General features: G+C 64.7%; 7 protein-coding genes. 1 reads left to right on the top strand and 6 read right to left on the bottom strand.

From position 1 onward, the window contains the following. Positions 1-2: 2 nt before the first annotated feature. On the bottom strand, positions 3-839 hold the full coding sequence (locus KPB06_RS09820; RefSeq protein ID WP_275920439.1) for an EAL domain-containing protein: 837 nt from the start codon (positions 837-839) through the stop codon (positions 3-5). A 679-nt stretch (positions 840-1,518) separates the two neighbouring features. On the opposite strand from KPB06_RS09820, the gene KPB06_RS09815 reads away from it, so the two are divergent. Further along, the gene (locus tag KPB06_RS09815; RefSeq protein ID WP_060010703.1) at positions 1,519-3,618 is read left to right on the top strand and encodes a sensor histidine kinase; all 2,100 of its coding nucleotides are present in this window, start codon (positions 1,519-1,521) and stop codon (positions 3,616-3,618) included. Positions 3,619-3,643: 25 nt separating this feature from the next. Here KPB06_RS09815 and KPB06_RS09810 read toward each other — a convergent pair whose 3' ends face one another. The 5 genes from KPB06_RS09810 to KPB06_RS09790 all read right to left on the bottom strand — a co-directional run. Further along, complete coding sequence (locus tag KPB06_RS09810; RefSeq protein WP_179231830.1) at positions 3,644-4,453, bottom strand: LabA-like NYN domain-containing protein; 810 nt, start codon at positions 4,451-4,453, stop codon at positions 3,644-3,646. Positions 4,454-4,731: 278 nt separating this feature from the next. Continuing rightward, complete coding sequence (locus KPB06_RS09805) at positions 4,732-5,526, bottom strand: OmpA family protein (protein ID WP_275920438.1); 795 nt, start codon at positions 5,524-5,526, stop codon at positions 4,732-4,734. Between the two features lie 106 nt (positions 5,527-5,632). Then, entirely contained in the window at positions 5,633-9,877 is a 4,245-nt protein-coding gene (locus tag KPB06_RS09800; protein WP_060010757.1) for a YadA-like family protein, read from the bottom strand. A 1,081-nt stretch (positions 9,878-10,958) separates the two neighbouring features. After that, a complete protein-coding gene (locus tag KPB06_RS09795; RefSeq protein ID WP_230971896.1) occupies positions 10,959-11,840 on the bottom strand; it encodes a response regulator transcription factor in 882 nt (293 codons plus the stop codon). Next, positions 11,810-12,124 (bottom strand): hypothetical protein (locus KPB06_RS09790; RefSeq protein ID WP_476695706.1); only part of this gene is annotated, 315 nt, incomplete at its 5' end. The genes KPB06_RS09795 and KPB06_RS09790, both read right to left, overlap by 31 nt.

Genomic DNA, 12,124 nt, shown 5'->3' with positions numbered 1-12,124 from the left:
GGCTACGACAGGATCCGCGCATGGCAATCGGCGATGAACGTCTGGACCGCCGCTTCGCGCAGCGGCTCGCCGAGATAGAAACCCTGGCCGTCGACGTCCGGCAGCGTGCTGGCCCATTCGAACTGCGCGGCGGTTTCGATGCCCGTCATCACGATGTGCTTGCCATGGCTTTGCGCGATGTGCACCAGGGTCTCAACGACCCGCATGGATTCGTTGTTTTGCAGGACATCGCGGATCAGCGAGCGATCGAACTTGACGATATCCACCGGCAACTGTTGCAACAGCGTCAGCGAATTGAAGCCTGCACCGAAGTCGTCCAATGCGACGCGCACGCCGATTGCCTGCGTCGCATGGATGGCCTCCACCAGCCAGTCGAGCCGGGCAGGCGGAACGACATCGGTCAGCTCGATTTCGACGCGAGCCGGCTCGAGCCCGAGCGACGTCAGCAGTGCGGAAAGCTGCGCCGGAAAATCCGCGTGCCCCAGCTCCGACGGAGACAGATTGATCGCGAGAGACAGCTTGCCGTAACCGGCCGCCTTCCACTGCGCCAGCATGTGCGCCGCTCTTCGGGTGAGCAGTTCGGTGAAGCGCGTGGCCAGAGATGAATCCTCGATCAGGCTGATGAACGACGCGGGCTCCAGGATGCCGCGCGCCGGATGGCGCCAGCGCATCAGACATTCGAAACCGGCCAGACGGATTCCCTGGAGCGCGAACTTGGGTTGCAGGAGGAAAAAGAACTCGCCCTGACGCAGTCCGCGTTCGGCATCGTCGAGCGGATCGTTTGATGCAAAGGGGAAATTCATGAATGTCCGGGTACGCCGATTAAATGTCGGCTGCATGTTGCTGATCGATCGATTCTATTGAGTGGAATGCAAAATTTCAACTCATGGAAAATAAACAAATGTAAATTTGTTTATTGTTTTGTATATTGGGGCTCGATTTTTGAGAATGAGATTCATGGGAGTCGTATTGTGATATCGGGACTGCATATTGAAAGCTGAATTGATTTTCGTTTTGTGTGATGATTCGGATTTTAATGCGCCGGTTTTTTGGTGGAGCGAACGGTGCGCGTGCTTTGGATGAGGGACGATGTCGCCTGGAAGTGATGGCTTATTATGGAAAGTATCAGAATAGATCTTGAATTAAATGTTAATTTAATTGTAATTAAATTGGATGGTTAATTCCGGTGAAAATTGAAGTATAATTAACGCATATTAAATTACGGATCGCTGCTTGGAGGTCGTTTGGCCGGGTACGTCCGCGCGCGTATGTACAGGGCGGGCGATCGGCACGTGAAGGGGGTGTGACCGGGCTGCTGCGTCACCGGTCAATGCTGCTTGAAGTGGGGTGCGGTGTTTGATGCAGGCATGTCAGATGCCGATCAATGCGATATCGATGGAGCATCATCTGATCGACATGTTCGGAAGATTTTTGGGGCTGGGGCGGCGCCGTTCATGTGATGAAGGCAGGCAGATGGCCGGGAGCGCGTCCTCGTATTGCGCCACGGAGTGGATACGGGTGGCGTTTGCGCTGGTGCTGGTCTGTGCGGTGCTCACGACGACACATGCGCTGCAACGCGTCGACCGCGCGTGGTTCGGGTTCGTGTCGCGGTCGGCCCACGGCGGGCCCGTCAAGCCGCTGGCGATGATCGTGGTCGACGAACGTACGACCGCGCGTCTGGGCAACTGGCCGTTCAGCATCGAAACCCGTGAGCGGATGATGGAGCGGCTTGCCGGAAGCGGCGTCGCAGTCGTCAGTATCGACCTGACCGGCTTGCGGGACGTCGCGCGCGCACGTGCCGGGCACCGCGGTGGCGAGGCGGCAAGTCGCGGCGGCGCACGAACGGAGGCCGGGAGCGGCAACCTCGGCAATTCCGGCAACGCCGATCAAGCCTGCGCGCGCGACGCTGCGTTTCACTGGAACGGACCTTGCGAGCGCTACTCGTACGTCAACGTGCTGGACGGCGCGGTGCCGTCGAACCGGCTGAGCGGCCGCGCGGTCCTGATTCGCGCGGCGGCCGACCTCGGGCATGGCCGGCCCGGCGTGTCGTCGGCCGGCGTGCGGCCGATCGGAGACGATGCCGCGGCAATCGTTGCATCGCCTGCGCCGGCCGCGGCGGCACCGCTTCAACAGGCCGGTCTTGCGTGGGCGCTGCTGTTCAACGAGGCCGTCGTGTGCGTGATCTGTGCGTTGCTCTACCGGTTCGGTCCTGGTGCCGGCCTCGTTGCATCGTTCGTCGTCGCAGGAGCGGTTGCTGCGATCGCGTATGCCGTGTTCGTGGTCGGCGGCGAGGCGCTGCCGCCCGCCACCGGCATGCTGATGTGCGTGCTCGCCTGCGTGCTGGTGTTCTGGCGGCGTACCGAAGTGTTGCTGCGCTTCATCGGTCTCCTCGGCGACCGCATGGCGACCGACCCGTTGCTGCATGCGGAGTCGGCGAGCGTCGTGCGACACGTCGACCCGGTTCGGCGGCAACTGGACAGGACTGCGAATCTGGATGCGCGAGTACGTCGCTATCGTGCGCTCATCGACGCATGGGTCGACAGTCTGCCGGAAGCGACGCTGATTGCGTCGGCCGACGGTGTCGTGCTGCTGGCGAACCGGCGGATCGCCGCGTGGTGCGCGGAGCCCGACGAGCATCCGGATGCCGGGCGGGCGCCGGTGGGCCGGCCGGTTTCGGACGTGCTGTTTCAGATCACCGCATCGCATCGGGCGAATGAATTCGTCGCGCAGGCGTTGACGTCGCTCGATCACTGGCCTGACGGCGACGCGCTGTCGGCACAGACGAAATCGCAGCTCGACCAGGGAATCGAGATCGCCAATGCACGGTGCGGTCGTTCGCTGCTGATCAAGTGCGCACCGATCCGCCCGTCCGTCTATGGCGAGCGCGCGCTGGTCTTTCATGTCGCGGACGTCTCGTCCGTGCGGATGGCCGAGCGGCAGCGGGACATGGCGCTGCGATTCCTGTCGCACGACATGCGGTCGCCGCAGGCGTCGATTCTCGCGCTCGTTTCGCAGATCCGGCGGGATCCGTCGCGGTACACGCCGCAGCGCTTCGCCGAACTGGTATCACAGTATGCGACGCGCGCGCTGACCCTCTCCGACGATTTCCTCTTTCTTGCCAGGGCCGAGAATCTGCCGCCGAAGCTGGCCGCGGTCGATCCCGCACTGGTGCTCGGCGATGCCGTCGACGATCTGCTGCCGCAGGCGAGTGCGAAATCGACGATCGTCAACCTGACGGCGGAGCCCGGGCTCAGTACGATCGCCGATGTGCAATTGCTGCGGCGGGCATTCGTCAATCTGATCGGCAACGCGATCAAGTTCGGTCGCGAAGCCTCCACGGTCGACGTGGAGTTGTCGGCCACGGATCGGCACGTGAAGATCGCCGTGACCGATTACGGAACCGGCATATCCGAGCGCGACCAGGAAAAGCTGTTTCGCGAATTCACGCAACTGGACGGCGGCGCGTCGATGTCCGGGCATGGTTTGGGCCTGGCATTCGTCAAGACGGTCGTCGATTCGCTCGGCGGAAAGCTGCAGGTCCGCTCGAAGCTGGGGGAAGGGACGACCTTCCTCATGTTCCTGTCGAAGCACGATCACGACGCGGCGCTCGGGCGCTGATCGGGCTGCCGCGATGCCTTGATGGCTAGGCGCTGGAAACGACCTGAATCCGGCGCGCCTCAGGGGCGCCCGTGTGTTTCGCGGGCATCGCGAGGTCGAATTCGAGAATCGTGCTTCGAGACGGCAACCGCGCGACGATCGACGGATCCTGCAAACTGCTGCCGCGAAAGTAGGCGGGGCTCGTCTCGGCCGCCGCGAGCAGCGGCGTATCGGGCAACGCGGCCCAGAACGCGATGAAGCCATATCCGTCGTCCGGCTCGAACCGGTTGCACACGCCGCGCACGCGTGAGCCGACCTGGCCCCAGGCAGGCGAGCCGGAGGCCGCATCGCGAACCGGCAGCAGGCCCGGCACCAGATAGCCGCTGATGAACTGGTCGGCCGCATCGCGTAATTCGAGCGGCACGTTGTCGAACCCGAGGACTTCGACCCGGCATCCCTTCTTCTGCAACGCTCGTACGACTTCGACGAAATCGCCGTCGCTGGTGGCGACGAGCACGGTGTCGAGCCGGTCCGATTCGGACAGCGCGTCGATGGCCATGCCCAGATCCGAATTCGATTTGACGGTTTCGGTGCCATCCTCGTCGGCGATGTGTCTGAGCGGCTTGACCGTGACGCGGAATCCCTTGTCGCGCAGTGCCGCCTGATAGCCCTTGATCCGCGCGTCGTAATCGGCGGAGCGTGCCGCGCGGCGTGCGTCGAAACTCAGATACGCGTGCAGCCGCTGAATCGTGGCGCCGGCCCGACCGGCGAGCGCGCGCAGCACGTCGTATCGCATCAGATGGCCGCCATTCGCGTCGATGCTGCTGCCATCCACATACACCCCGACCCTTCTCATCGTCGTCATCCGGATTGCTGGTAGCTGGTCGCTCAGGCGTTCGAATCAAGCGCCGTCGTGCCGCGTCGCGCGCTTTCCGCACGGGTAGGGCGCGGCGCGGGCGCTCGGTCGTTCCGGCCCGGCGCCGATACGGCGGCAAACGCGATGCCGCCGGCGATGCCGGCAAGCCCGAGGCGCGCGTTACCGCCCACAGGGGCGCGATGCCGGTTTGCCGGTCGTTCGATGTGGCGCCCGCCACGCGGGCGAAGCGTGAATGACGCCACCGGCGTCGCGGCAGGTCAGTCGCGGCCGCTGAGCGCGATCGAGACCCGGCGATCGGGCTGCAGGCGCGCGATCACGGCGCGGCTCTGGCCGGGCGGGCAATGCGCGACGGGCTCGCGCGATCCCACGCCGTCCGCCTCGATGACGTTTCCGTCCAGGCCATGCGCGATCAGATAGCGGCGGACCGTTTGCGCCCGCGCGCGCGACAGCGGGTCGTTCACCGCGGGGGTGCCGATCCGGTCGGTGTGCCCGACGACGACGATTCGCGTGATCGTCTTGTGGCGCTTGATCCGCTCGACCGCATCGTCGAGCTGCGCCTTGCCGCCCGGCTGCATCGATTCGAGGCTCGATTGGCCGAACGCGAACAGCGCGTCGCTTTGCAGCGTGAATTGCTCGATCGGCGCGGCCGGCGACTCTGCCGCGGCCGCCGGCGCGGCGGATTGCGTGCGCACGAAGTCCGCGCATGCGGGGTCGCGCCAGTACGTATTGCTCACTTTCATGTGCTCGTCGTAGCGCACCTGGTACTGGCATGCGACGACTTCGTTGCCGCGGCGGAAGTCGAACAGGTAGTTCCACACGTGGCTGCCGACGAACCACTCGTTGAAGTGAGGAGGACCGAGCAGATCGTACATCTGGTCCTTGTTCAGGCCGGGCCCGACGTTACGCAGGTTGGCCACGTTCACAAATGTGCCGCCCTTCGGGCTGGCGGATTGCGGGTCCGGGAAGCGGGGCGGCCCGTCGGCCGCACAGCCTGCCAGGGATGCAACGGAAAGCACACTGACGGACAGCGCAAGTGCCCATTGGATTTTCATGATCAGTCTCTCATCGTATAAGGAGCCGCGTATCCGGCGCCGCGGCAACGATCGATCGTTGCGCGCGGCCGCCGCGTGTCGCTGCAGGACAGCCGTTTTTCCGCCGTCACCACTGGTAACCCGCGCCGATCACGGCGCCGTAGTCGTTGCGCGTGTTGGTCGTGATGGCGGCCTTATAGATCCAGTGATTGTTCTCGGAGATCGTCGAGATGCCGATCGCCTGCCCCGACTGGCTGCGATAGACGCTGCCGGCGATCGCCACCATGCTCTTGCCGGGGCCGGACGGTTGCGGCAGGCCCGCGACGGCCATCGCACTGGCGGTGCCGCCGTCCGCGTCGCGTCGCAGCGACTGGATCTTCGCGTCGGTGTACGCGTTCGCGTTGCCCACCGCGGCATTCAGTTGCTGGACATTGACGCCATCGGTGGGCGCGGTGCCGGCGGCGACGTTCGTGAGTTGCCGCGTCGAAGTCGCCGTGCCGATCGACACGACGTTGTTGCGCCCGCCGTCGTTGCTGCCCGAGCCGATCGCCACGGAGCCGTTGCCGGACGACGTCGCGCCCGAGCCGATCGTCGTCGAGCCGGTACCCGATGCGGTCGAGCCGTTGCCGACCGCCGTGCTGTTCGAGCCGGACGCCACCGCGCCGTTGCCGCCTGCCGACGAGTTCGAGCCCGTCGATGCGGGCGGCGTCGACGAGCCCGGGGTCGAAGGGAAGCCGCCGTTACCGTTGGTACTGCTGATGTTCTGGATCAGCGTCGTCAGGTTCTGGTTGACGGCCTCGAGCTGGCTGACGTTGACCGCGTCGGTGCCGGCCGAGCCGGCGGCGAGACCGGTGATTTTGCGGTTGCCGACGTTGATTTCGCCGGCAGACGACTGCGGGCTGCTCAAGCCGTACGCAATGTAGTTCGACTGCGCGCCGACCGTCGTGACCGAGCCGGCGCCGAGCGCGATGCTGTTCGCGAAGCTCGCGCTGGCGCCCGAGCCCAACGCGATGGCGTCGGCTGCGCTGCTGTTCGCGCCGGAGCCGATCGCGATGCCGCCCGACGTGCCGGCAACGGCGTTCGCGCCTTGTGCGATCGATTGCGGCCCCGTCGCATTCGCGCCGCTGCCCAGCGCGATGGCATCGGCCTGCCCCGAGTTCGCGGCCTGGCCGATGGCCACGCCGCCGGGCGCCGTCTGCTGCACGATCGCACCGTTGCCGATCCCGACGCCGTTGTCTCCATTGACGACGGTGGTCGGCCCCACCGCGATCGATTCGGCGCCTACCGCGAGCGAATCGGCGGCGGTCGAGTTGGCGTGGAAGTACATCGTCGGCGTGACGGCGAACGATTGCAGGGCGCCGGTCAACTGCCGGACCGTGACCGCATCGTGCGCGTCGGTCCCGTCGGCGACGTTGATCAGTTGCCGGTACGTGTTGCCCGATGCACTGCCGAACGACACGGCGCCCAGCAGGGTCGCGTCGGACGTATTGAACGGTACGGTGTGGCTGCCGGCCGGGATCGTGCCGCTGCCGGCCGCGATGGCGCGATCCGATACGGCGCCCGAGCCGATCGCGACGCCGCCGGCTATCGAAACGGCCGTCTGCGCACCGAGCGCCACGCCGCTCGCCGCGCTCGATTGCGCGCCGGTGCCGGCGGCCAGGCTGCCGGCCGCGCTCGCGACTGCCTGAGGGCCGACGGCAATGCTGTCCGTCCCGGTCGCCTGACTGTCGGCCAACGTCGAGTTCGCGTGGAAGTATTTGATGCCGGCGCCATTGTTGATGTTCGAGATGGCCGTCGTGTTGGCCGTCACCTGCTCGTTGGTCGCGAACAATTGCGAACCGTTGACCGCATCGGTGCTGGTGCCGCTCAACTGGCCGGCCGCGACGTTCTGGATCTGGCGTTCCGCGCCAGGTGCGCCGACGCTCACGACGCCGGCGGGGGCCGCGCCCGCGAAGTTGTAGGTTACGCCGCCGATGACCGCGCTCGAGGTTGGGGTGGCCGCGGTGGTGGTCGCGTTCGCGCCGAGCGCGACAGAATTCGCGACCGTCGCTTGCGCGTTTCCGCCGATCGCGACGGCATCGGCGCCGGTCGCCGACGAATCGGGCGCAGTCGAATTCGCGTGGAAGTACTTGATGCCCGCGCCGTTGTTGATGTTCGATATCGCGGTCGTGTTTGCCGTTACTTGCTGGTTGGTCGCGAACAACTGCGACCCGTTGACCGCGTCGGTGCTGGCGCCGCTCAACTGGCCGGCCGCAACGTTCTGGATCTGGCGCTCCGTGCCCGGCGCACCGACGCTCACGACGCCGGCCGGTGCCGCGCCCGCGAAGTTGTAGGTCACGCCGCCAATGACCGCGCTCGAAGTCGGCGTGGCGGCGACCGTCGCTGAATTCGCGCCGAGCGCGACGCTGTTGGCCACGCTCGCAGTCGCACCCGAGCCGAGCGCGACGCCACCGGTGGCAGCGGCCTGGACGTTGGCCGCATCGCCGATCGCGATCGCGCCCGCGACATTGGCCTGCGACGCGTTGCCGAGCGCGACGGAACCCTGCCCGGTCGCGACGTTCGTATTGCCCAGCGCGACCGCGCCATTGCCGTTCGCAGTGTTGTTGGCGCCCATGGCCACGGCGCCGTTGCCGGTAGCCGTGTTCGGATCGCCGATCGCCACCGCGCCGTTGCCGTTCGCGGTTTGGCCTTCGCCGAGTGCGATCGCACCGGTGCCGCCGGTCACCTGCGAGTTGTGACCGCCGGCGATCGAACCCGCGCCCGCGGCTGCGGCCACCGTGCTGGTGTCGCCGAATGCGACCGTCGAGCCGGCCAGCGCTTGCGAGCCGGTGCCGATCGCGACGCCGCCGTATGCCGATACCCCGGCATTCACGCCAAGCGCCACCGAGTTGTCGGCGCCTGCGGTAGCACCCGCGCCCAGCGCGACGCCGGAAATGCCGGATGCGGTCGCCAGGTTGCCGAGGGCGATGCCGAACAGGGTGGACGCCGTGGCGGTGTTGCCGATGGCGATCGAGCTCGTGCCGCTCGCCGTCGCCTGGCTGCCGAATGCCTGCGCGTAGGTATTGCTGGCGAGCGCGTTGTAGCCGATGGACACGGCCTGCGCGCCCGTCGCCTGCGTGCCGGAACCGGGGACGCCCGCCGTGCCGCCCGGGCCGAGCGCGACCGCGTTGACACCCGACGCCCCGCTGTTGACGCCGATCGCGACGCCGGAGGCGCCGCTGACCGATGCGCCGGAACCCAGCGCGATGCCGGCGTCGGCGGTGTTGGTGGTGATCGACTTGAAGCCCGCGGCGATCGAGTAGCTGCCGGCCGCGGTCGCGAGCGTCGCCAGCGCGGTCGAGTGGTCGCCCGATGCGGTACCGCCGGCGCCGAGCGTCGTCGCGGAATTGTTGGAGGCAACCGACGCGTTGCCGAGGGAAATCGATGAAACGCCGGACGCCGCTGCATTCAATCCACCGGACAGCGCGTTGTCTGCGCTCGACCGTGCACCCGCACCCAACGCCGTGCTGCCGATTCCGGATGCCGTGGAGAAATCGCCGAGCGCACTGGCGTTCTCGGCGGTCGCGGCGGCAGAGGCGCCGAACGAGGAAGCGTTGGTGCCGGTCGCGAGTGCCTGATGGCCGATCGCGCTCGCACCGATTCCGCTGGCTGTCGTGTTGCCGCCGATGGCAGTCGAACTGCTACTGGAGGCTGTGGCGGCTTGCCCGAAAGCGCTGGCGCCGGTGTCGCTCGCGACGGCGCTCGAGCCGATCGCCGTCGCCGCGGTGTTGGTTGCAGACGCCAAGACGCCCAAGGCAACAGAGTTTGCAGCGGTTGCCAATGAATTGGGGCCGACCGCAGTTGACGTGATGCCCAACGCAAGGGCTGCGGGACCGAGAGCGGTGCTGGTTTGCCCGGACGCAGTCGCGTTCACGCCGATCGAGAGCGCATTCCCTCCGGTAGCGAGTGCATTTGCTCCCATCGAGATTGCGCCGGCGGCGGACGAATGGGCATTCGTGCCCAGCGCTACTGCATTCAGTCCGGAGGTAGATGCTTGGCTGCCGATGGCAATTCCAAGTCCACCGCTTGCGGTTGCGGCTACGCCGCCGGCGCCTGAGATCGCGACATCTCCGGTCCCCGTGGCACTGCCGTTGCCAGCGGAATACTGGGCGTGTGCGATCTGGTAAGACGCGCCGAGGCAAACCGGGATCGCCAAGCCGAGAAGGATTCGAATGGTCCGTTGCTGTCCGATCACCGAGTGTGATCCCGCCAGCCGGTCGTCGCACGAGACGTCCGAGCCGGAGTCGCCCTTGCCGCGCGCCTTGCCGAGCTCCGATGCTGCGACGAACGTGCCGCGAGACTTGCTCCATATGACCTTGTACACTCTATTCATCTTGATCACCCCTATGAAGGAATAAATCTTTATCGGATACGATTGGGTAGTGGTGCTAAATGCCTTGTGACAATAAAATTTGCGTCATGGGCGGTTGATCGAGATCTTGCGCTGTCCATGGAGGACGATGCGAGGTGTCGTCCATGGCGCTGCAAGCGGGTCTTGAGCGGGAGCGTCGCTCGGCGACTTCGACGGCGCACGGCCGTCGAAATATCGGAATGGAATGATCGGGTGCGACCACGACAGTGTGTCGGGTCTCGAATGGGATTGGGGCGGGGCGGGTAAGTCGATCGCGTGACAACGCCGCGCGGTCGCGGTGATCACCGATCGCTTCATGAGGTTTTCCATTTCTGTATCTCGGCATGAAAAAATCGTGCTCGACGGCAGGCCGCCGTTACTGTAAATGGGATAGTCGGAACAACTGCCAATTCAATATGCGATCTTGATTTTTGGACGAGTAAATTCGTCTTCGAGAATAGTTCTGGTCGGGTACTTTGCGATGACTTTTATAGATTGGTGAATGCCGATTTCCGTGCGGAGAATCGATCATTTTAAAAATGATATAAACGTATTTAATTGCATGATCCTTGTGATGCTAGATATTAGGGGAGAACATTCGAATCAGAAAGCAAACATTTGTCACGCATTGAATGATTGTTAACGTGTGACGACGCTGCCATCATTGCGATGGATCGGATGGGGCGCACGTAGACGGTTCGGGCTGACTTGCACCACGCGTCGGTGTCAAAACGTCGAGAGGCATCGGAGATCCGATGGTCAGGTGTTCCGAAATGAATAGGAGTTCAAAGCGAACGCGGGGCGGTCATTACGTCGGCGTGCGGCGCAAGGGAATCCGGCGCGTCGGCCGGCGCATATCAGGCGCCGTGCGGATGCGGTTCGTCGTGGTGCAGAATGCGACGATCAGTATCGGCAATGCCGTTGCGGCGCCCGCGCGAGATTCGAGATTGCCATTGCCGCGGAAGCCCGCCTTGTTGCGTGACGAAGCGCCGGCGCATGTCGTCGGCGCATGCCGGGAGCCGCGCCTGCTGCCCGAGACACGGCTACCTACCTGCAACGAAACTCACGCGCGGCTTTCCATCAGCATGCCTACGTCGCGACGAACGTCGGTGGAAGCTTCGGCGGCGGGCTTGATCTGATCGAGTCGATAACCGAGCGTATAGATGGCGGAAAGGCGCAAGCCGTTCTCGATCCCGAGTTTCAGTTTCTGCCGAATCCGGTAGATATGCGTATCGAGCGAACGCGACTCCGTTCCCAGTTCCCGCCCCCACGCCGTGGTCGCCAGCAACTCGCGCGACATGATCTTGCCGAGATTGTGAAACAGGCACGCGACGAGTTGAAATTCCTTCGTCGTCAATTCGATCTTGGTATCGCGAAGCCGGACCGCGCGCTCCACCGGGTCCAGCACGTACGCGCCCGCCCGGATCGGCTCGTCGCGCTTCACGTTGCGCGCAACGCGGCGCAACAGCGCGTTGACCCGCGCGGCGAGCTCCTCGGCGCGGAACGGCTTGCTCAGATAGTCGTCGGCGCCGGCCTCCAGCGCCCTGACGACATCGAGTTCCTCGACGCGGCTGGTGAGGAACAGCACGCCGTATTCGACATCCGCACGTGTCCGGATCCAGTTCAGGACTTCGATGCCGGTCAGGCTGGGCAAGTGCCAGTCGAGCACGACGGCGTCGACGGATTCGGACCGCAGGTAGCGCAGCGCCTGCTCTCCATCGACGACGACCTTGATCGTGTGGCAATAAGGGGAAAGTGCGCTTTGCACTTCCTCCGCCTGAACGGGATCGTCCTCCACAACCAATATGCGCATTCGTGCCCCCGGGTATCGTGATCGGCCTGCTCGACTGAAACGGAAAACATGGCTGTGCGAGCAGGCAAACGTTTGCTTTTTGATGCAATTGAAACAAACGGTTAAGGAATATAAATCATCGGTAATGAGCAAGATTGTGACATTTTGTGAATTCGTCGTATGAATGACGCGGCCAGTAAAAAGAGACGGAACCCATCTTTTTCGAAGGAATTTTTTACTTGCCCGGGGAGCGCGCCGATAAATGGAATCGCGATTTCGGGCCATCGGCGCGCGCGGTGTCGTGGCCAGGCGGCGGTCGTGCGGATGGCAGCAGCCGTCAATGGAAAAGTCGGGTAGCGACGACGCATTGCTGCGCCGCCGCCCCCTAAGAACCGTACGTGCGAGTTTCCCCGCATACGGCTCAAGCCTCTATAAGG

It is taken from the genome of Burkholderia semiarida (assembly GCF_029268935.1).
In the GTDB taxonomy this organism is placed as follows: domain Bacteria; phylum Pseudomonadota; class Gammaproteobacteria; order Burkholderiales; family Burkholderiaceae; genus Burkholderia; species Burkholderia semiarida.
This window is presented reverse-complemented; position numbering and strand designations above follow the sequence as displayed.

What these genes read in the sequence shown, in the direction of transcription:
- KPB06_RS09820 (WP_275920439.1), bottom strand. Translation starts at nt 839, where the DNA reads ATGCAGCCGACATTTAATCGGCGTACCCGGACATTCATGAATTTCCCC.
- KPB06_RS09810 (WP_179231830.1), bottom strand. Translation starts at nt 4,453, where the DNA reads ATGAGAAGGGTCGGGGTGTATGTGGATGGCAGCAGCATCGACGCGAAT.
- KPB06_RS09805 (WP_275920438.1), bottom strand. Translation starts at nt 5,526, where the DNA reads ATGAAAATCCAATGGGCACTTGCGCTGTCCGTCAGTGTGCTTTCCGTT.
- KPB06_RS09800 (WP_060010757.1), bottom strand. Translation starts at nt 9,877, where the DNA reads ATGAATAGAGTGTACAAGGTCATATGGAGCAAGTCTCGCGGCACGTTC.